Source organism: Psychromonas sp. Urea-02u-13, assembly GCF_002835995.1.
Classification (GTDB): domain Bacteria; phylum Pseudomonadota; class Gammaproteobacteria; order Enterobacterales; family Psychromonadaceae; genus Psychromonas.
The window spans coordinates 1-20,104 of sequence record NZ_PJBZ01000102.1 but is presented as its reverse complement, the minus strand read 5'-3'; the positions used below and the strand labels follow the sequence as shown (position 1 = coordinate 20,104).

General features: G+C 39.0%; 18 protein-coding genes and 1 pseudogene. 5 read left to right on the top strand and 14 right to left on the bottom strand.

Annotated features, from left to right (window positions below):
• Positions 1 to 22 precede the first annotated feature (22 nt).
• From CXF74_RS22700 to CXF74_RS18500, 9 genes and pseudogenes are all read right to left on the bottom strand, one after another.
• Positions 23 to 202 (bottom strand): annotated as a pseudogene (locus tag CXF74_RS22700) (ISAs1 family transposase); the annotation flags it as partial.
• 71 nt (positions 203 to 273) lie between these two features.
• Positions 274 to 654 (bottom strand): GxxExxY protein, encoded by a 381-nt coding sequence (locus CXF74_RS18535; protein ID WP_101084010.1) that lies wholly within the window; start codon positions 652 to 654, stop codon positions 274 to 276.
• A 717-nt stretch (positions 655 to 1,371) separates the two neighbouring features.
• The gene (locus CXF74_RS18530; RefSeq protein ID WP_101084009.1) at positions 1,372 to 2,751 is read right to left on the bottom strand and encodes an MBL fold metallo-hydrolase; all 1,380 of its coding nucleotides are present in this window, start codon (positions 2,749 to 2,751) and stop codon (positions 1,372 to 1,374) included.
• Positions 2,752 to 3,168: 417 nt separating this feature from the next.
• Positions 3,169 to 4,464, bottom strand: a complete 1,296-nt coding sequence (locus CXF74_RS18525; RefSeq protein ID WP_101084008.1) for a type II toxin-antitoxin system HipA family toxin — start codon at positions 4,462 to 4,464, stop codon at positions 3,169 to 3,171.
• Positions 4,461 to 4,745 (bottom strand): helix-turn-helix domain-containing protein, encoded by a 285-nt coding sequence (locus tag CXF74_RS18520; RefSeq protein WP_101084007.1) that lies wholly within the window; start codon positions 4,743 to 4,745, stop codon positions 4,461 to 4,463. The genes CXF74_RS18525 and CXF74_RS18520 overlap by 4 nt, the downstream gene beginning before the upstream one ends.
• Positions 4,746 to 5,317: 572 nt before the next feature.
• Positions 5,318 to 6,037: an HI0074 family nucleotidyltransferase substrate-binding subunit gene (locus CXF74_RS22030; RefSeq protein WP_157822449.1), complete on the bottom strand. Its 720-nt coding sequence runs from the start codon at positions 6,035 to 6,037 to the stop codon at positions 5,318 to 5,320.
• A 748-nt stretch (positions 6,038 to 6,785) separates the two neighbouring features.
• Positions 6,786 to 7,835 (bottom strand): Wzz/FepE/Etk N-terminal domain-containing protein, encoded by a 1,050-nt coding sequence (locus tag CXF74_RS18510; RefSeq protein WP_101084006.1) that lies wholly within the window; start codon positions 7,833 to 7,835, stop codon positions 6,786 to 6,788.
• A 604-nt stretch (positions 7,836 to 8,439) separates the two neighbouring features.
• Positions 8,440 to 11,169, bottom strand: a complete 2,730-nt coding sequence (locus tag CXF74_RS18505; RefSeq protein ID WP_198552915.1) for an SLBB domain-containing protein — start codon at positions 11,167 to 11,169, stop codon at positions 8,440 to 8,442.
• Between the two features lie 45 nt (positions 11,170 to 11,214).
• A complete protein-coding gene (locus CXF74_RS18500) occupies positions 11,215 to 12,471 on the bottom strand; it encodes a capsule assembly Wzi family protein (RefSeq protein ID WP_101084005.1) in 1,257 nt (418 codons plus the stop codon).
• Positions 12,472 to 12,568: 97 nt separating this feature from the next.
• On the opposite strand from CXF74_RS18500, the gene CXF74_RS18495 reads away from it, so the two are divergent.
• Positions 12,569 to 13,297: a DUF3108 domain-containing protein gene (locus CXF74_RS18495; RefSeq protein WP_101084004.1), complete on the top strand. Its 729-nt coding sequence runs from the start codon at positions 12,569 to 12,571 to the stop codon at positions 13,295 to 13,297.
• 315 nt (positions 13,298 to 13,612) lie between these two features.
• On the opposite strand, the gene CXF74_RS18485 is transcribed toward CXF74_RS18495, so the two are convergent.
• Together CXF74_RS18485 and CXF74_RS18480 are read right to left on the bottom strand one after the other, a co-directional pair.
• The gene (locus tag CXF74_RS18485; RefSeq protein WP_101084002.1) at positions 13,613 to 13,963 is read right to left on the bottom strand and encodes a hypothetical protein; all 351 of its coding nucleotides are present in this window, start codon (positions 13,961 to 13,963) and stop codon (positions 13,613 to 13,615) included.
• Between the two features lie 14 nt (positions 13,964 to 13,977).
• Entirely contained in the window at positions 13,978 to 14,496 is a 519-nt protein-coding gene (locus CXF74_RS18480; RefSeq protein ID WP_101084001.1) for a phosphatase PAP2 family protein, read from the bottom strand.
• Positions 14,497 to 14,601: 105 nt separating this feature from the next.
• On the opposite strand from CXF74_RS18480, the gene rfaH reads away from it, so the two are divergent.
• Both rfaH and glpG read left to right on the top strand, forming a co-directional pair.
• The gene (rfaH, locus tag CXF74_RS18475; RefSeq protein WP_232772584.1) at positions 14,602 to 15,123 is read left to right on the top strand and encodes a transcription/translation regulatory transformer protein RfaH; all 522 of its coding nucleotides are present in this window, start codon (positions 14,602 to 14,604) and stop codon (positions 15,121 to 15,123) included.
• 8 nt (positions 15,124 to 15,131) lie between these two features.
• Positions 15,132 to 15,965, top strand: coding sequence for a rhomboid family intramembrane serine protease GlpG (gene glpG, locus CXF74_RS18470; protein WP_101084000.1), 834 nt, complete (start codon positions 15,132 to 15,134; stop codon positions 15,963 to 15,965).
• A gap of 121 nt (positions 15,966 to 16,086) precedes the next feature.
• Here the strand turns inward: glpG and CXF74_RS18465 are convergent, their stop codons facing one another.
• Entirely contained in the window at positions 16,087 to 16,506 is a 420-nt protein-coding gene (locus CXF74_RS18465) for a flagellar basal body-associated FliL family protein (protein ID WP_101083999.1), read from the bottom strand.
• Positions 16,507 to 16,593: 87 nt separating this feature from the next.
• Between CXF74_RS18465 and CXF74_RS18460 the strand changes: the two genes are divergently transcribed.
• Both CXF74_RS18460 and ubiA read left to right on the top strand, forming a co-directional pair.
• The gene (locus CXF74_RS18460; protein ID WP_101083998.1) at positions 16,594 to 17,148 is read left to right on the top strand and encodes a chorismate--pyruvate lyase family protein; all 555 of its coding nucleotides are present in this window, start codon (positions 16,594 to 16,596) and stop codon (positions 17,146 to 17,148) included.
• 77 nt (positions 17,149 to 17,225) lie between these two features.
• Positions 17,226 to 18,086, top strand: coding sequence for a 4-hydroxybenzoate octaprenyltransferase (ubiA, locus tag CXF74_RS18455; RefSeq protein ID WP_101083997.1), 861 nt, complete (start codon positions 17,226 to 17,228; stop codon positions 18,084 to 18,086).
• Positions 18,087 to 18,626: 540 nt separating this feature from the next.
• Here ubiA and CXF74_RS18450 read toward each other — a convergent pair.
• Entirely contained in the window at positions 18,627 to 18,920 is a 294-nt protein-coding gene (locus CXF74_RS18450; protein WP_101083996.1) for a GIY-YIG nuclease family protein, read from the bottom strand.
• 266 nt (positions 18,921 to 19,186) lie between these two features.
• Positions 19,187 to 19,498 (bottom strand): ComEA family DNA-binding protein, encoded by a 312-nt coding sequence (locus CXF74_RS18445; RefSeq protein WP_101083995.1) that lies wholly within the window; start codon positions 19,496 to 19,498, stop codon positions 19,187 to 19,189.
• Positions 19,499 to 20,104: the final 606 nt, after the last annotated feature.

Below are 20,104 nucleotides of genomic sequence, written 5' to 3'. Positions count from 1 at the left end.
CCAGAACAACCATTAAAAAACATCAAATAATTAGTACGACTTCGTAATCTTGCCCTTGGTTTGCTTGTTTATGCTTTCTATTAATTCCACCTTTAAAAGATCCATCTGTTTTTAATAGGTTTAAAGCAACGTGACGCACTGTTGCTAAATTCTCAGTGGAATTCTTTTCTCTAATTCTGCAGGCATCTTCGTTCGTCGAAACACCAAATATTCAAAGAATGTTAACTCACAAAGAGGAGTTAAAGAGACAATAATGAGGTAAGCATTTAGTCATTAATTACTTTGTAAGTTAAAACGCTTTATTCCATCTACTAACCTTTTTACATTGAAGTTTATTAATAAGCCCGCATTTATATTTGTTAGTTTCATATACGTTAGTATTTGTGCTGAATATATTGGGCTCATTTTATCAACTGATTTTAGCTCAATGATTAACTTGTTAGGTAATAATATATCAAGGCGGTAACCAGCATCAATTGAAACATTTTTATAATTGATTGGTAATAAAACCTGTCTTTCTGCAGTTACTCCAGCTTGGTGAAGTTCATACATCAAGCAAGTTTCATAGGTTGATTCTAACAAACCTGGGCCTAGGGTTTTATGTACTTCAATGGCACAACCAATTACTTTTTGGGTTAGCAGATCATTTTTCATAAAACCTCTTTTAAAGGACTGTTCTCACAAAGAGGAGCGAATGAACAATGAGCAACATTTAAAAAAATTTATCTTAAAGTGAAGCGCCTCATTCTGTTCTCTTTGTGATAATTAATATCTGCTTTAATAGTTAAGTTAGATAAAATTATTTCACAAAGAGGAGTGAAATAGAAAACAATGAGAAACACTTTGAAAATCGATAAAAATCATTTCTCTTAAAGCGAAGCGCCTCATTCTGTTCTCTTTGTGATAATTAATATCTGCTTTAATAGTTAAGTTAGATGAAACTATTTCACAAATAGGAATGAAAAAGAAAGTAATGAGTAAACCTTTGAAAATCGATAAAAATCACTTCTCTTAAGCGAAGCGCCTCATTTGGTTCTCTTTGTGATAATTAATATCTACTTTAAAAACTCTTTCACAAAGAGGACTGAATGAGAGAACAATGAGAAACCAAACTTAAAATAGTTGGCGAAACTAAAGTTTCACTTCCGAAAATACTTATACATTTTTCATCCTGAAGCTAAAGAGTGCAATATTGAAGTCTTGGACCCGAAGTTAACTATTCACAACAGGGCCTAAAATAAGTGTTTAGGCACGCTACCGCCACTAGGTTGCAGAACCCCAGAGTCTGATAGTTAAAAAATTGAGGCGAAAATATAGCGTAATTCAGCACTTATTGCTAGAAAATTTACTTATTACAGCCTAATTTAAATTTTATTGCGCTTTACCGATAACTGCTTTGATATTTAAGGATTCTATTTTTTTAGCTAGTGCTTGTTTAGCATCTTCGTCGCCATGTACGATGATTACTTTTTCTGGTTTGTGGCGAATACGTTTGATGAAGTTGACTAAGTTTGATTGGTCGGCATGGGCAGAGTAGCCAGATATTGTGTGTATTTTTGCATTGATCTCGGTTTTTATTCCATCGATAAATGCGTAACCGCCACGTGGGCCATATTTTTGAATCTCTCTGCCGGGCGTCCCTTGCGCTTGATAACCGACAAAGAGCACATCTGTTGTAGGTTCACTTAAAAATCGCTTTAAGTAATTAACCACACGACCACCGCTACACATACCACTGGCAGCGATCACAATAGCTGGCTTTTTACGTTTCGCTAAATACTCGATGGTCTGACAATGCTCTTGATGGGAATCAACCGTATATAAGCTTTCAAAGTTTAGTGGCTGACGACCTTGTTTTACTCTGCGTTTAGCTTCGGCGTCCCATAGAACTTGTAATTTCTGATAATATTGTGTGAATTTAGCTGCCATTGGCGAGTCTACGATCACTTCAATATCGTTTAGTTTATTGCTTTTACTGCGCGATACGATCTGCTCTAATTCGTAGAGTAGCTCTTGTGTACGTCCAATACTAAAAGCGGGAATGATGACAATGCCGTTATCAAAAACTGCTTTTTCAAGAATACCTTGTAGGCTTTTGGCACGATCTTTACGGCCTTGGTGATCTTTGTCACCGTAGGTGCTTTCTATTACTACTATATCAGCTTTATAGGGGCTTTTAGGTGAAGCGAGTAGCGGAGAGTAAGTTGCGCCTAAATCTCCGGAGAACACTACTCGTTTCGATTTTTGCTCTGTTGGTTTTATATCAATTTCGATATACGCCGAACCTAGAATATGCCCTGCGGGCTGACATTTTACTTTAACTTTTGTATTGTTGCTTAAGGATACAGAGGACCATTTTTTATAGGGAATGGCGACTAGCTGTTTTTTAAGTCGACTTAAGCAGGCTTTAATAATTGAACGGTTACGTGTTACACCTACTTTAAGTGCATCTTCGATCACTAAGGGTAATAACATTGCAGTGGCTTCACTGGTGATAATTGGCCCGGTGAATCCAGCGGCGAGTAAGTAAGGAATACGCCCTACATGATCGATGTGGCAATGGGTTACTAATAACGCTTTTACTGTGCTGATATCAAACTCAATGGTGAGCAGATTTTCTTGCTTTTTTCCAGACGTTTCAGCGCCTTGAAATAAACCACAATCCACCAACAGGCTGTTGTCGTTATCAATGATTAATTGGTGGCATGAACCAGTGACACCTGATACTGCACCATGGTGGATTATTTCCATTTTTATCTCATTATGTATTGTTGGTTAATGGACAAAGTATAACCACCTTCAAAATTGATGTTTATTTGCTTTTTATTTCTAAGTATTAGATCACTGTTTTGTTAATAGTTTTCTTGATGGTTTTTATCGATGTGTTGGTTTTGTGACTTGGTGTTTACCGCTCAGGGATTCCCGATAGAACAACTCGGGAATGACGGGGGGGGTTGTGGAAGAATGATGCCCCTTATTGTCATCCTCGGAGTGGTTTATCGAGGCTCTCCGTTGGGTAATAGCTACGCACTGAGATTCCCGATAGAAGAACTCGGGAATGACACCTATTATTGTCATCCTCGAAGTGGTTTGTCGAGGATCTCCGTTGGGTAATAGCTACGCGCTGAGATTCCCGATAGAAGAACTCGGGAATGACAGCAAGTATCGCTACTTACTTTTCAACAATGAGCTATTTTCTTTATAGTTAATGTTTAGCTGTTTAATAATAAGCTTTGCTATATCACCAGGCATAGGGAGGTCATTCGCAATACTCTTAAAAGAGTGTATCGCCTCGACCACTTCTTCTAGCACAATTCTAGCTTGCCCCCAGTTCGAAAAATTGGCTTGTATCGCTAATTTTTGCATCGCTTTCAAGCTTGGTTTATTACCAAAACCACAAAAAGCAGTTGCATGCTCACCATAGGACGATGGGCTAAAAGTAACATCATAAAATGGGGCTAACTGCCATTGGCCACTATCTTGCTGTAGAAAGGCCCAGTTTTTACTGTGATCATCCTGATTTAAAGCAAACAAATTAAATACCATTCTACGAAACATAGCCTGGCCGACTGCAGGGCTTCGACAAATTAAGCTACTTACTTTAATTAAATCCTCATAATCTAGACTTGGCATTTTATAATCAGCATCAAGTAAACCACTTGCACTGTGCATATGTAACCTTCCCTCTTCACCATTCCTATTTTTAACTAAATCAAAACGCTTTACGGCTAACCATTGCCGTGCACCAGAAGTATGCGGAGCATCTAACAACCTCCATTCTGGTACATCTATATTTGCTTGTTTTGCCATACTTAAATATGCAGCTTCACATACCCCTTCATCATGGCCAAGTGCTAATTGTGAAGATGTAAATTTCACTAAAAATGCTTCACCATCATCTATTGGTTCAATACTACAAAAGTCATTTTTGTGGTTTAAATATAATTGCGCTTTCGGCCTTGCCCCACCCGAGCTACCCGCATTGATTAATGCTTGTAACACCTCGGAAGTTTGTCCATCAAAAAGCGCTTGAGCCTGCAAACCTAATTGTGAAATTGATAACGGTTGTTGTTTGCTATTTTGTTTTAGCTCAGAAACGGGGAGATAAGATAATGCCCCCATGCCACCCCTACCAACAAATGACAGCCTATCCATCGCTGTGATTTGTGTCGGTAATATACCTTTTTGCCTAAAGACTCTCCCCATCAATAATAAGCCCCAACCATCAGGCAGCGAATCAGAAAAGGCACCGTGTAAACCAGCATGCGGTCGCCGAGGCGCTAATTGTAATGATGAATCGAAGCTAAGGTTGAAAGGAGAGAGATTATTAAACTGCTGTAAATAATCTCTCTTATACTGAAAAAAAGTCCCTTGTGAGTTTTGTGCTAAGGTGCCAACTGCGACGTTAGTTGCATCTGATAATTTACGAAACACCTCTAATTTACTGACACGCTGATAATTCATGATCCTAATACCTCAGCAATTGAGCTAGGCATTATATTGACAGCCTGCTTCTTAGTGAGTGAGTTTAAACGCACGAGCTCATCCAAACTCTGCCAAAGCAAAATGAACTGACGAAAAGAGATCTGTTGCGTTGTTTCAAACTTTTTTATCGTTGAAGCTGGCACAGTGCTTAACTGAGCAAGCTGGGCACGGGATAATTTAGCCTCTTTTCTTTTGGTTATCAGCCATTCACACAATGATACTTGAACATCGTTCGCAGACAACATAGAAAACTCATTCATAAACACCTCTAATAAACACTATAGTATCTATTATACTCCCAAAAAATAAAAAATGGACACTATGATGTCTAAATAAAGATATTTCATACTAAGATTATAAAATCTAACAGCCTCAGGTTGTGTCGGCAACTCTGAATGATGAGGATGGTGTGCGGGAATCACATTATCCCGTCATCCTCGAAGTTTTTTATCGAGGATCTGCGCAGGGCAATAGCTACGTACTGAGATTCCCGATAGGACAACTCGGGAATGACACCTATTATCGTCATCCTCGAGGTGCTTTGTCGAGGATCTCGGTTGGGTAATAGATACGCGCTGAGATTCCCGATAGAAGAACTCGGGAATGACACCTATTATCGTCATCCTCGAAGTGGTTTATCGAGGATCTGATGTTGGGTAATAGCTACGCGCTGAGATTCCCGATAGAAGAACTCGGGAATGACACCTATTATCGTCATCCTCGAAGTGGTTTATCGAGGATCTGATTTAGGGTAGCTACGCACTGAGATTCCCGATAGGACAACTCGGGAGTGACGGGTGGTAAATATCATCATCCTTAAATTATATCGCAGCTATGCTTCGTCTAATTGCGACTCTAGGCTACTTAATAATGCTTGAAAGGCTTGAGTGTATATTGGTAACTTTGCTTTGATCTGCTGTATTTCATGCTCGTCATAGGTATGGGAGGATAAGTTTCGCATCTCAATCATATCTAACCAAATTGTTTGATCTGTTATTAACTCCTGTGCATAAGCTTCTTTAAAGCAAGCACGGGGGCTTTTCACTTCTTCAATACCTAGCATGTTTAACACTCGTTTAATTGCCTTCCAAGACATCTCATAAGTAAACTCAAACCGCTTAACTATTAAATCTAGGTAAATATCTTGTAAGCCTGACGCTAATAAACTTGGTAGTGCATCTTGTGCTTCGATGAGCTTTGTTAATGCGCTCGCATAATTATAAACTGCGTCTTGTGCACGTAGAGGCTTAGTTGCACTAAATAAGACCTTACCTGTTGTTTTAACACGCATAGAAAAGCGATCTTCTGTCATTGCGATGTTTGAAATGTCTATTTTTATCAATGTACTAATTTGTTCAACTTCATCTTTAATTTCCGATAACAAGCAACTGCGATCTATTGCATCACCATTAGTGTCAAGGTAAGCGATATCAATATCACTATTTTCTTTTGCATCGCCAGAGGCTTCTGAACCATATAACCAAATACGGCTTGGTCTCGCTTTTTTTAATATTATCGCTTTGACAGCATTGATTATAGCTTTGCGGTTCATGTGAGGGCTCTAAAGGTTGGAAATCGATACTGAACATGCTACCGCAACTACTAAAATATTGAAAGTAGCAGTTTAATGGGCAATAAAGTTCAGGGCTAAAATACTGCTATAGCTGAGATTCCCGATAGGGGAACTCGGGAATAACGGGCGGTAGCACTCGGTATGACGGGGGAATGTGTGGCGACTCGGAATGCTGGTAAGTAAATTCCGTCATCCTCGAAGTCTTTTATCGAGGATCTGGGTTGGGTAATAGCTACGCGCTGAGATTCCCGATAGGACAACTCGGGAATGACGGGGTGGTAGCAGTCTGTATGACGGGTTTAGTTTGTTAACTCGGTATACGGGTGAATGTGTGGCGACTCGGAATGCTGGTAAGTAAATTTCGTCATCCTCGAAGTTTTTTATCGAGGATCTAGGTTGGGTAATTATGCCTTACCGTCATCCTCGAAGTTTTTTATCGAGGATCTTATTTAGTGTAATAGCTCCGCGCTGAGATTCCCGATAGGACAACTCGGGAATGACGGGTGGTGTACGGGAATGGTGCCCCTTACCGTCATCCTCGAAGTTTTTTATCGAGGATCTGATTGAGGGTATAGCTACGCGCTGAGATTCCCGATAGGACAACTCGGGAATGACGGGGTAGCACTCGGGAATGACGGAGGTAGCACTCGGGGGTGACGGGGAGCACAGTAGGCGAAGTTAAAACTTCACTTACGCTGGATAGCGTAAGTATCTAATGATAATACTATTATTTATTTGTTTTTGCTGGCTCTGTTTGAACTGATTCTTCGTTAACAGCGACAGTCTCATCTGGCTTTTTGATGAAATGACGCACTAATACTAAAAACACACCAAACATGCCGCCTAGTAGCGTTGCTAATACACAGATAAGAGCACGTTTAGGGCCTGCTTTTTCTTCAGGTACGATTGCAGGATCAATAGTTTTAAATACGTACTCTGCTTGCACTTCTGCTAGCATTTTATTTTTGAACTGCTCTTCAATCATTTGGAAAAATAGTGTGCGTACTTCTGCGATGGCAGTTTGTTCTAATTGTTTACGTAAGTAACCGATATTTTTTTCTGTTTCGGTTAATTTGTCATTTTTCATCCAAGCATTGATTTCAACCACTAAAAGCTCAGCCCATTGCTGTGCAATAATTGGAGAGTGATGTGTTACTGATATAGTCACCATGCCATTTTCTTTGTCTTCTGAAGTTGAAATTAGCGTTTTGAATTCTTTATTTGCTTCCCACATGGTTGGTTTTAATGGTTTTTTTGTTTCTTCATTGACTAACCATTGTTTGTTTTTTATATCGTACAGTTCTGCATCTAAGATATGTTTAGCGGGGGCTTCATTCCACTTTTGTTTTTCTTGGTCCCACTCTTTTAATTCTGGGATCCATTTTTCTGATGCCATTAGTGGTACAAGCAGGTCATTTTTTTCAATGAACGCATCGATGAAGATACGTGACTGTAATACAGCTAGGGCTTGTGTTTTGACATCTGTTCCGCCTGAGCCACCGATGTTTACACCAGCAAGCGCAGCAAGACCACCGAGTTGACCACCTAAACCTGAACTTCCTTCATCTTGAGCAGGTGCAAGCAACACCGCTGATGTGTAGGTATTAGGTTGTGAGATTGCGTAGAAAACACCACCACCTGCAAATAGGATGCTGAGTAGTATGATGATCCACTTACCTTTCCAGATAACCAGAAAAAGCTCTTTTAGATCAATTTCATCATCGGCCATTTGGTTTTGTTGTAATGGCATCATGTTGTTTTGGTATTGCTGATTCATTTTTTGACCTATTAAGCTGTTTTAATTGTAAGTGGTATTTTTATCACAGGTGGCATAAATGCCAGCCTACGGTTTATGTTTGTAATATGTAAGCGGGAAGATGCAATACTAAACTCTTGGCCCCTATATGTTTAGTCGTAGGCGAAGCTAAAGCATCACTTCCGAAAATCTAAAACCAGTAAAATAACGTATTGCCACCGGTATTCTCACTCGGAAGTGGGACTTCAGTCCTGCCTTATTTTAAATAGGCGAAACTAAAGTTTCACTTCCAAAAATCTAACCCTAGCAAGACTGAAGTCTGCGCCTATATGTTTAGTCGTAGGCGAAGCTAAAGCATCATTTCCTAAAATCTAAAACCAGTAAAATAACGTATTGCCACCGGTATTCTCACTCGGAAGTGGGACTTCAGTCCTGCCTTATTTTAAATAGGCGAAACTAAAGTTTTAGTTCCGAAAATCTAACCCTAGCAAGACTGAAGTCTGCGCCTATATGTTTAGTCGTAGGCGAAGCTAAAGCATCACTTCCGAAAATCTAAAACCTAGCAAGACTGAAGTCTTGGCCCCAGGGTATATCAACGCCTTCAAGCTTGAAGGCGTTTGCGTTCTTAGTTTCCGTTGATTGCGCTCCATGCTACACCTAGTTGGTAAACTATCTGTGTTGCGGATGCGATTGTGCTTAGGCCATCTAGGTAATCAACATCGATTGGGACGATGATGGTATCACCAGCACGTAAGGCTTCATTTTCACGGCTGAACCAGAATGAATTATTTGGCACTAATACTGAGCCATCTGCACGTACCACATAAACGCGATCACTATCAGCTTGAGCTTTCATACCACCGGCTAGATTGATGTAATCATCAATCATTTTATCATTAGTAAACGTGTGCGATGACGTGTATTGCACTTCACCGACAATAGAAATTGAATCGCTTTGCTCTGGAATATATAACTTATCTTCATTCGCCAAAACAATATCGAACTTATCATTACCTTTTAATATTTCAGGTAAATTAATCACCATACGACCCATTGGTTCAGTTGTTTCTAGCTCATTAACTAATGCCATTGCATCAGTAGGTGTTGATGAAAAGCTCGCTGATGAGCTATTTTTACGTAGCGTCATACCCGCTATTTGTTGCTGTAGTTGGGCTCGTAAAAAATTCATTTGTACTATTTCACGTTTTTTAAGTTTTTCACGTGCAAATATCGCACCGTTCTCATCGGCAAATTTTGTCAAACCACCTGCGCGCGTAATAATTTCAGAGATTGTCGTGCCACGTTTAAAGGTGTACTTACCAGGGAACATAACTTCACCCTGCAAGTCTAAAATCAGCTCATCATTCCAGCCTGGTTTAGAAAGAATATTTAAACGATCTTTTGCTTTAAGCACTAACCCGCCGTTTTCAGCATTCTTCGTTTCTAACAAAATATTAGTTTGCTTGATAATAAGCTCGGTATCTTTGTAGGTTGTTCTAGAAAGTTCTGCCCTGTTCGTAAATGCAGACTCTAATAACCCACCACCCGCTTTGATTAAACTATTAACATCTGCATTTTCAGTTAATGGGTAACGACCCGGGTACTTAACATCTCCCGCAATATCTACAATTTCAGCGGGCGAGAGCAATGACGCTTGCGCTTTAAGTCTATCTAAAATAGGCTTTAGTTGATCTTCACGTAAATTTAGTCGCTCAGCTTTCCCCAACTGTCCAGCAGTTAACGGGACATCTTCTTTTTTGGCTGAGTCTGTTTTAAGCACAGCACCCGTCTGTCCATCAACGACTTCTATCGTAGAGCTCGCTTGCATCAAATCGCGCTGTAAAGATTCCTCTTCAAGCTTAAGTTTATTTTGCTCAGTTCTTGTTGATTCTGTTTCATCTTTAATACCTAACCAAAATTCTGCATCAACATCGTTTGAGAAAACAAACAGCTGATCACGATCCTGCAACACTAAGTTATCTTTTGATTCTGGTGAATCAATCGCATTAGCTAAATCAAACTGGAATACTTTAATATCGCGGTGCGTATTAATCTCACGTACCACTAAGGCATAGTTAAGGTCGGTTGTTACTTTTAGATCGGTACTAGTAGAACTTAATAGGTCGGTAACTTTCATGCCCTTTTTAAACTGATAAACACCTTGTCGTGCAACTTCTCCGCGAATTGCGATGCCGGATGAGAAACTATCTCTTACCTTAGGTATTTGGATTTTATCGCCACTTTTAACAATAAAGTTTTTCCCTTTTTTACTGTTCAGATCTACCGTTTCCACCACAACACCCTCTTCAGTGATTCGCTGAATAGAGACTCTTTGTAGAAAAGCAGTTACATCTGTGCCACCCGCATTTTTTAGCAACTCCACTAATTTTGTACGCTTTTTAAGTTCATAAATAGCAGGACGTTTAATAGCACCTTCAACTGAAACAACCTCTTTAACCGTTGGGATAAATAGTGTATCACCGCGCTCTAAGCGAATATCATTTTTGGTGTCGCCTTTCAACAACAGGTCATACATGTCTAAGGTTTTAACCACTTTACCTTTACGCTTAAGTTGGATGTTACGCAGACTACCCGTTTCTTTAATACCCCCAGAGGCAATAATGGCTTGTGTTATTGTCGTGATACCCGCAACGTTATAAGCCCCCGGTTGCACACTTTCACCCACAATATAGACCTGCATCATACGCATGCTGCCCATACTGATTGTTGCATCAACACCGATGATTTTATTTTTTACTGTTTTTGTCATTAACGCGCGAAATTCGCTAAAAGTTAACCCTGATGCGTTAATAGGGCCTAATGTAGGTAGGTTTACCATGCCTTCACGCGTCACTTTTAATATAAACTCTTGGTTTACTTTACCGTAAAGCTCTATTTTCAATTCATCGCCAGGGCCAATTAAATAATCATTGGGTACAGGAAAATCATCAGAAAGTGTGAAACTTTCAGGTGTGCCTTTTAATACCTCGTAACCAAATGGTTTTAACTCACCTTCATCAAGACCAAGCTCTTTATTTAGCTCTTTAACTTGCAATGCCAAACCATCAAGTTGTCTTTTAATATCAACGACTGGGCCAGTTGATGAAACTGTTTTTTGTGGTCCTTGAATGGTTGTTTGAGTTGGAGCCTGTGAAGCGCCTCCGCCAGTACCATTTATTACACTCATAGGGATACCATACTGCTTCGCTAATTGTTCCTGCTGTGCTTTTGGTAACTGCTTAAACTGAGCCATCTGCTCAGGGGTCGGCGTTTGAGCAAAAAGTGAAAGTGAAACAAACAGGCTAGAAAGCGCTATTTTTTTGCTCATTGATTTTGCGATAGTAGAAAGTTTCATAGTATTAATATTCACAGTAAGTTGATTGCTTCATTGAAAATCGAATTAAAAACGGAGTTCATATCCGCTCCAAAAATTTGTTTCGCTATTTTTTGAGCTGCGCATTATAACATCGCTTTGCCCAAGCCCCAAATGGAACTGCCCGATGCTGAGAGGAAAGCGATAATCAAGCTGTAAGCTTTGCTCTTGATAATAACTTGAACCTTCAGAATCACGGTAGATTAGACTCATTTTATGGTCATTTATAAACTGTAAGTAGAATGCTAATGAAAGGCTATTGCCCCATTGCAAGCTATTGATTTCTTTGTGTTGATAACGCTGTTTATCGGTAAATTTTTTAAATTCACTTTCATCCACACTTTGCTTCTCTAATACAATACGCACGCTGTTTTCATAAATATTAAACTGTCCATCCCAGCCAATGATATGGGCACTATTTTGTTGCTCATAATCAAAGGAGGTAAAAGAAGCAAACAAGCCATGATAAAGATTTGAAAAGCTAGGTAGTGATAGTCGCCCATCTAACCCATATTGGTTGAGGCTGTTATCCATATCGTCTTTTTCAGTCATTTGGTAGGTAGCACCTAACTCTAAAAAGCGAAGTGGTTTTATTATTAACCGTGTAGATGAAAGATATTCAAAATCACTTTCCAAAAATTCAAATACCGTTTCCAAACTCCAATAACCTAACATCGGCAATTGATCACCCAGGTAATTAATCGAAATAGATGGATTAGATTGTCCATAATTTGCAAAACTTAAGTTATGTTGCCAACTTGGTCCCCACCAGCGGTCAATGGCCCCAACAGTCAATAAAAATTTACCTGCATTAAGCGCTAAATAAGAGTCATTCCAAACAAAGTCTTGTTCACTACCATTATCTGTGGCGTATTTACTGTAGCCGGAGTTAATGCGAAATGAGAAGTCTTCAAACATATTCTCATAACCTGCATAGACCCCCCACTCATCTTTATTGGTTTGGCCAAACCCCGTAGCAGAAGGAGGGCTACTGCCTATCACCGTCTTAGCGTATTTTTTACCACGCTGTACTTTGGCACTCATTAACATGTAATTAATATGTTTTTGTGCAAATGATGCACTAGGCTCGGAGTCTTTATTTCGAATATCATCAGAAAATGTCGCCCAACGAAGGGGGTAATGGTTAATAGGCGCATCGAGTAAACCAGCATCGGCAAGTAGCTGTAAATCAGCTCGAATAAAAGGATCGTTGGTTTCTAACCACGGAGAGGCATTAACCCAAAGAGGAAATAAAAGAAATAATAATTTAGGGTTAATATTCACGACACGTTTGACTTACTTTTCAGGTAGAATTTAATAACTGAACTTTAACATCTAATCATTCGTTAATCCATATCAACACTTTCATACGAGGTTAGCTTTGAAATTTATAATTCCATTTTTGTTATTAATCTTCAGCCAACATTTAATGGCCCGTCCATTGCTAGAGAACAACGCTGTTTGTAAGAAATTCTTTGCTTACGATATCTACCTTAGTTTTTTTAAAATGGGCTATTTAGAGCGCACTATTAAATGGAAAGACCAAAAAGGCAGTGTCGTGACTAAAAGTCGCGTCGATGTTTTTGGTATTGGCTCCACTTATCAACAACTAACACACTTCTCATGGTCTGAAGAGCAAAAATCGTTTTTACCTCATGATTATAAACAGACAATGACCGGTTTTAAGTCACGTACTATTTTGGCTAAGTTTTTTGATAATGCGACTAAAAGCACGGTTATTTTGAACAATGAAAAAACTCGCTTTGATAATCGTGGCAAGCACCTTTTTGATTTAGATACCTTAGGTTCACAAATACGTTTTAATGTGATGAATAACATCCAACAGTTTACCCTTTCTCGCCAAGCAAGTGATGAGATACAAACCTATCAATTTAAGATCATAAGTAAAGAATTGCTAAAAACAAAAAAATGGGGAGAACTTGAAACTATTCGTGTGAGTCAAATTAGTGATTCCGAAGAGATTGTTTTATGGTTTTCACCAAGCCTTGATTTTCAGATGGTTAAAGTCGAAAACAGTGGGTTCATGAATAGTGCTGCATATTTGGTGAAAATGGATATTGATTGTGTAGAGAAAAAAGTAACTAAGTGAATCTATACCTAGATATTGAAACTTCAGCCCTGCCGGTTCTGTTTCTTGCCAAACAGGTACAGCTAAAGCAGCACTTCCAAAGACATGGAGCCTTGGTAGTAATTTACAGTAAACAGTTAATCTATGCCTAGGAAGTGGGACTTCAGTCCTGCCGGTTCTGTTTCTTGCCAAATAGGCGCCGCTAAAGCAGCACTTCCAAAGACATGGAGCCTTGGTAGTAATTTACAGCAAACAGTTAATCTATGCCTAGGAATCTTAGCTTCAGTCCTGCACGTTTTGTTTCTTGCCAAACAGGCGCAGCTAAAGCGACACTTCCTATAAATTTTCAGCTGGTTTTTGTTTATTAGCGACCTTTCCATCAACAAAATTGATTTGGTAATCAGCACGATCACCTAAACAACCATCAGAAAACCACATAATGCCAAAGATTGGAATAGCCATCGGTATTAATGCACACCCCGTTAAGGCAAAATAATTAGGTCTTTCACGTAACATATAAATATATTGTTCGGCCTGCTTATTTTTATTACTGCGATGCTTTTCAGGTGTTCCTAACTCATCCGTTACTTCATGTGTCGTCATTCCCGCTTCGATAGCTGTAAATTTATTTACACTTGAACAGGCTGACAACAGGAACACTGTTGATAGTAGTATTAATAATTTCATTTCTAAACTCCGAATTAAAATATCATCTGAGCAGATAAACCCACATAGTTTTTACTTATTAAAGGTGCGACTTTTAATGCTTGGTTTTCAGAAACAAACAAGTAACTAAAAGCATAACCAATAGCGGCACCGGCTAATACATCTTCAATTTCATGTTTGTCTGCATCAACACGTGTATAAGCAGTCCAACTTGCTAACAAATACGCAGGAACACCGTATTTCCAGCCATAGCGCCTTTCTAAAAAAGATGCGCTACTAAAAGTAATTGCTGCATGCCCACTTGGGAACGCATCGTCACCACTTCCATCCGGGCGCTCTTTTTTAACCGTTTTTTTTAGCAATACTGTCGTTAATGCTGTTGCGGATAATGTATAAGCTAGCTCTTTAAAACCTTGCATATCTTCATGATAATAAGTGATTCCGACTGCTGTTAGAGGCATTGCTATTTCTAAGAAACCACCACTTTTTTCTTTAAAAGAAGCTTGAGAATAACAACTACATAAAACCAACAGAGCAGATATGAAATATTTCACGCAATGATTCCTAACAAAATAAAACAATATAGCAAATTTTGTTCTTTTTTTAAATCACTAGGGTGTTAATGAAGATTGCCGTAAAATACCCTGTCAAGATTAGAAATGGTTAAAATAAATAACATGAGCAAACAATGGTTTATTGTGTATTGTAAAAGTCGAGAGGAGAATCGCGCCCTTGAAAATTTACAAAATCAGAAAATAGAATCTTTTTTCCCTAAAATTAAAAAAGAAAAAACATCTCGAGGAAAAAAAACAATTTGCGAAGAAGCATTGTTTCCTAGTTACCTGTTTATTCATATTGATCAAGAAGATGGTAACTTTAGTCGTATTCGTTCTACTCGTGGCATTAATGATTTTGTTCGCTTTGGCGGTAAAGTAACAACCGTTCCAGACAAGCTTATCGAGCAACTTAAAAAACTTTGTTATGTTTTAAATAATCTTGATGTAGATACAAAATCGCTATTGAAAAAAGGTGATAAAGTTGAAGTGATGCAGGGAGCCTTTAAAGGAGCGACCGCTATCTTTTCATGCGATGACGGCTTAGCGCGTTCGATGCTACTACTTAATATATTAAACCAAGAGAAAAGTATCGCTTTTTCTAATAAAGAGATTAAAAAAATATAGAGGTGTTCATGCTACTTCATCAATTCCAAAATTTACGTTTAGCACAGGCTTTCTCTGATTATTTAACGTTATTGAATATAGCCAACGTTATTGATCACGATAACTTTAGCTATCAACTTACTTTAAATGATTCAAGTCAGTATGAGAAGGCACAAGCCGAACTCGCACTATTTTTAGAAAATCCCAATCAAGAAAAGTACCTTTCAGCTAGCTGGGACTCTGGGAATACCGACACACCACGCTCTGAACTGGCTTATGGAAACTCCAATTTCATGCGTAACTTTGTTCAGCATGCTGGTTTATTAACCCACTCTGTTTTTGCTTTTTGTGTGCTCATTTTTGCATTAACTAGCTTAGGTTTGTTTCAACCGATGCAATCTAGCTTAGCCTTTTTTACCTCTCAGCCCTTTGATTTTTCGCAAAGTTGGCGCTTTATAACCCCCGCCTTTTTGCACTTTAGCGCGTTGCATATTGTTTTTAATTTACTCTGGTGGTGGCAACTTGCGGGTATCGTTGAAAAACAGCAGGGCAAACAACGTTTATTAATACTCTTTCTGTTTACCGCCGTGGCATCTAACCTTGCACAGTACTTTTTAGTTAGCCCTTACTTTGGCGGACTAAGCGGTGTTGTATATGGTTTAGTTGGATATTGTTGGTTGTTTGGCGTATTGAATAAAGGTAGTAAAGTTTACCTAGCAAACAGTTACTTTGGCTTTTTGTTGTTTTGGCTCGTACTAGGTTTTATCGATTTATTACCCGTTAACGTTGCTAACTATGCACATTTAGTTGGATTATTAGCAGGATTACTGTTGGCATTTGTGACAAGTAAATTGAAGGTTTAAACAAAATAGATGATCAATTTTGGAAGTGAAACTTTAGCTTTTTTGACGCTTTAGCTTTTTGAAACTTAGCATGGCTAAAGCATCACTTCCTAATCGCTTACAATATAATAATTACGGGTGTTTACTGGTAAAGGTATTTAGTAAACAACAACTCAATTAATGGCTTTTTACCGGTCTCTTTGTAAAGTAGATTATTCACTTCATCTAAACAACGTTGGCGAATCCCTTCTCGCTCAGTAATTGATTTCACGACTATTTCAGTTTGCTCTCCAAGAATAGTAATGATTTTATCTCTGATAAGTGGCTCGTGATTTTCAATCAATGCGTAACTGCTTTTAGAGTCCACCATCAATTCAACCGTTAATCTCACAAAACCAATTCGCTTTCCAGGTTTAATATAGTTGGTGATAATATCTGGAGTGAGTTGAAAATATTGATAATCAACTTTAGCTTCTGATGATTCTTCGACAGCTTCTTCTGCCATTAAAAAAGAGGAACTAAACGACAAACAAAGCACACACAAAAGCGCTCTTTTAAACATGGTATTTTCCTTTAACAAAGATGTTTATAAATATGAGTGATACAATAGCAAACAATCTATTTTTTTTCCTGTTTACCAAGGGTATTCATGAGTAATTGCATTCTTCCTCTAGGCGCTCTAACAGACTGGTTTTCAGAGACAAAACCACCACACTGCAAAGAAAACATTGCTGGTTGGCTTTATGATCACAACTCCCTGACAAAAAAATTAGAAGCTCGATGTACTCACTTTTCAGTACAAATAAAGCAACAGATAAATGTAGTACCAAGTGGTCACCTTTCGAAGCACTTTCAAGATGAAGAGAAGGTGCTGGTACGTGAAGTTTTTTTACTGTGTGATGATAAACCAGTGGTTTTTGCGCAAACCGAAATTCCTTTTTCAACGCTTTCCGAACACCAAGCTAAACTCGCTGAAATTGGCGAGCAGTCCCTTGGTAAAATCCTATTTCAAGACCCAACCATGTTGCGTGGGCAAATAGAGGTGAGTGAATTCGACAACGATTCCATCTTTCATCAACTCGCTAACGATTTAAAACAACCAGTAGAGCACCCGTTATGGGCAAGACGCTCACTCTTTTATTTAAATAATAAACCTTTATTAGTCAGTGAGTTATTTTTACCTGCATCAGGTATTTACAGCTAAGAAAATAGAAACCTGCAACGCTCTCCACTTGGTAATAGCAATAACTTGAGGACATGAAACTTTAGTTTCGACACATTATGATGATCAGTAAACAAAAACAACAAACTTACGCACAGTTGATGCGCATTGATAAACCGATCGGTTCCCTTTTACTACTATGGCCAACGTTGTGGGCACTTTGGCTAGCTGCAAAAGGCTTTCCAGAACTTAACGTATTGATCGTTTTTACGCTTGGTGTATTTATAATGCGCAGTGCGGGTTGTGTTATTAACGATTTTGCGGATAGAAAAGTAGATGGTTTTGTAGAGCGCACGAAGAACCGCCCCTTACCCTCTGGCCGGGCAACTAGTCGTGAAGCGATTGTTTTATTTTTAGTCTTATCGTTAAGTGCTTTTTTATTAGTCTTAAGCCAAAATTGGCTCACTATTCAATTATCCGTTATCGGCCTTTTACTCGCATTTTCCTATCCCTTTATGAAACGCTTTACCCACCTTCCGCAATTGATATTAGGTTTAGCATTTGGTTGGGCAATTCCGATGGCTTATGCTGCCCAGGCGAATCAAATTGATAATGTCGTTTGGATCTTGTTTATCGTCAATGTGCTTTGGACTATTGCTTACGACACTCTATATGCAATGGTTGATAGAGACGACGACCTAAAAATAGGCATTAAATCGACTGCTATTTTATTTGGAAAATACGATAAATTCATTGTTGGACTATTGCAGTTCAGTAGTTTGTTATTATTGGTTTGGCTTGGCTTTCTAGAGCAGTTGGGTGCTGTATATTACTTAGGTTTGGTCGTAGTATTAATACTGTTTTTTAAACAACAGATCGCGATAAAAGAGCGCGATAAACAAGCCTGTTTTAAGGCTTTTTTGAGTAATAACCTAGTTGGTTTTGTTATTTTTATAGCGTTGTTTTTAGGGTACTTATAAAAAACGATACCATTTCGTCATCCTCGAGGTTGTTTATCGAGGATCTGGTTTGAGTCATAGCTACGCACTGAGATTCCCGATAAAACAACTCGGGAATGACGGGGCGTGATGCGAGTGACGCGACTCCTTCCCGTCACCCTCGAAGTCGTTTATCGAGGATCTGATTTGAATAATAGCTCCGTACTGAGATTCCCGATAGAAGAACTCGGGAATGACGGCCTATGTATAGGGCAATAGCTACGCACTGAGATTCCCGACAAAACAACTCGGGAATAACGGCCTATGTATAGGGCAATAGCTACGCACTGAGATTCCCGACAAAACAACTCGGGAATGACGGGGTGATGTGAGTGACGCACTCCTTCCCGTCATCCTCGAAGTGTTTTATCGAGGATCTAATTTTGATAATAGCTCCACACTGAGATTCCCGATAAAACAACTCGGGAATGACGGGTGGTAGCATTCGGCGTATGTCAACTCGGAATGGCCGTAAGCCAATTCTGTCATCCTCGAGGTATTTTATCGAGGATCTAGTGTGATTCAATAAATAATCTCAGACAAATCTTGCCACTCTGGATTTTGTTTATTAATTAAGCTTACCTTCCAAGTGCGATTCCAATGTTTTAACTGCTTTTCTCTGGTGATGGCATCGAACATTGTTTCGTGCATCTCAAAATAGACTAGATTTTTTAAGTTATATTTTTGGCTAAACCCTTTAACGACTCCAGCTTTATGTTGCGCAATGCGTTGCCTTAAGTTACTTGTCACACCAATATATAATACACCCTCTTTTTTGTTGGATAACATATAGGTGCATGGTTGTTTTTCTGCCATCTGCCCCCCCCTACACTCGCATAAGCTCAGTTTATGAAGTCTAGCTTGTAAAAAAATTTCAGCTTGTACTAGTTTGTCGGTACGTACCGGGATTCCCGATAAAACAACTCGGGAATGACGGGTAGTGTCTGGGTGGAATGACATGGGTAATGCGAAGTGGCGCTACTCCGTCATCCTCGAAGTCTTGTATCGAGGATCTAATTTGGATAATAGCTACGTACTGGGGTTCCCGATAAAACAACTCGGGAATGACGGGCCTTTGTAGCTTAAATGGATAAATAGGGTTTAATTTTTCCCAGTGTTTTGGCACCTATTCCTTTTACTCGGATTAGTTCGTCTAAACTGGAAAAATCACCGTTATCAGCTCGATAATCAATAATTTCTTGCGCTTTTTTCGAACCAATCCCTTTTATTAAAGCAAGTTGATTAACATCGGCATTATTGATATTTATTTTTTCTATTCCGGACTGAATATCAGTGACCGACTCTGTATTAGCAATCGACAAAATAGGATAGGTCAGCGGGATAAAAACAAACGAGAAAATTAAAAATAGTCGTGTAAATTTACGTTGAAACATAAGAACTCCTTTTTAATAAGTGTTCATTAAACTTAGTCGGCACTTAAATTTAGTCAAACATTTACCAAAAAAAAAGAACGTTAAACAATAGAACAATGGATTAAACGAATAGAAAACTATTAAAAAAACAACAAAACTAGCCTTGATTTCAAACCTTTTAAATACTCGATGTTTGTGGATGGGAAGAACTCCCGTCATCCTGAGGTGTTGTGATAAGAGGCAATGCCGCTTACCGTCATCCTCGAAGTTTTTTATCGAGGATCTGATTTGGCTAATCACTACGCCTCGTCATGCTCGAAGTCTTGTATCGAGGATCTACTTTGAGTAATCGCTACGCACTGAGATTCCCGATAAAATAACTCGGGAATGACGGAGAGTAATACGGTATGACGGATGGTGGCACTCGGAATGACTGCGAGTCAATACCGTCATCCTCGAAGTGGTTTATCGAGGATCTACTTTGGGTAGTCGCTACGTACTGGGATTCCCGATAAAAAACTCGGGAATGACGGGCCGTGCATAGAGGGCAATGCGCCTTGCCGTCATCCTCGAAGTCTTGTATCGAGGATCTACTTTGGGTAGTCGCTACGTACTGGGATTCCCGAT

What these genes read in the sequence shown, in the direction of transcription:
- CXF74_RS22030 (WP_157822449.1), bottom strand. Translation starts at nt 6,037, where the DNA reads ATGAACCGCAAAGCTATAATCAATGCTGTCAAAGCGATAATATTAAAA.
- CXF74_RS18535 (WP_101084010.1), bottom strand. Translation starts at nt 654, where the DNA reads ATGAAAAATGATCTGCTAACCCAAAAAGTAATTGGTTGTGCCATTGAA.
- glpG (WP_101084000.1), top strand. Translation starts at nt 15,132, where the DNA reads ATGCTACTTCATCAATTCCAAAATTTACGTTTAGCACAGGCTTTCTCT.
- CXF74_RS18485 (WP_101084002.1), bottom strand. Translation starts at nt 13,963, where the DNA reads ATGAAATTATTAATACTACTATCAACAGTGTTCCTGTTGTCAGCCTGT.
- CXF74_RS18460 (WP_101083998.1), top strand. Translation starts at nt 16,594, where the DNA reads ATGAGTAATTGCATTCTTCCTCTAGGCGCTCTAACAGACTGGTTTTCA.
- CXF74_RS18510 (WP_101084006.1), bottom strand. Translation starts at nt 7,835, where the DNA reads ATGAATCAGCAATACCAAAACAACATGATGCCATTACAACAAAACCAA.
- rfaH (WP_232772584.1), top strand. Translation starts at nt 14,602, where the DNA reads ATGGTTAAAATAAATAACATGAGCAAACAATGGTTTATTGTGTATTGT.
- CXF74_RS18530 (WP_101084009.1), bottom strand. Translation starts at nt 2,751, where the DNA reads ATGGAAATAATCCACCATGGTGCAGTATCAGGTGTCACTGGTTCATGC.
- CXF74_RS18465 (WP_101083999.1), bottom strand. Translation starts at nt 16,506, where the DNA reads ATGTTTAAAAGAGCGCTTTTGTGTGTGCTTTGTTTGTCGTTTAGTTCC.
- CXF74_RS18505 (WP_198552915.1), bottom strand. Translation starts at nt 11,169, where the DNA reads ATGAAACTTTCTACTATCGCAAAATCAATGAGCAAAAAAATAGCGCTT.
- CXF74_RS18520 (WP_101084007.1), bottom strand. Translation starts at nt 4,745, where the DNA reads ATGAATGAGTTTTCTATGTTGTCTGCGAACGATGTTCAAGTATCATTG.
- ubiA (WP_101083997.1), top strand. Translation starts at nt 17,226, where the DNA reads ATGATGATCAGTAAACAAAAACAACAAACTTACGCACAGTTGATGCGC.
- CXF74_RS18450 (WP_101083996.1), bottom strand. Translation starts at nt 18,920, where the DNA reads ATGGCAGAAAAACAACCATGCACCTATATGTTATCCAACAAAAAAGAG.
- CXF74_RS18525 (WP_101084008.1), bottom strand. Translation starts at nt 4,464, where the DNA reads ATGAATTATCAGCGTGTCAGTAAATTAGAGGTGTTTCGTAAATTATCA.
- CXF74_RS18445 (WP_101083995.1), bottom strand. Translation starts at nt 19,498, where the DNA reads ATGTTTCAACGTAAATTTACACGACTATTTTTAATTTTCTCGTTTGTT.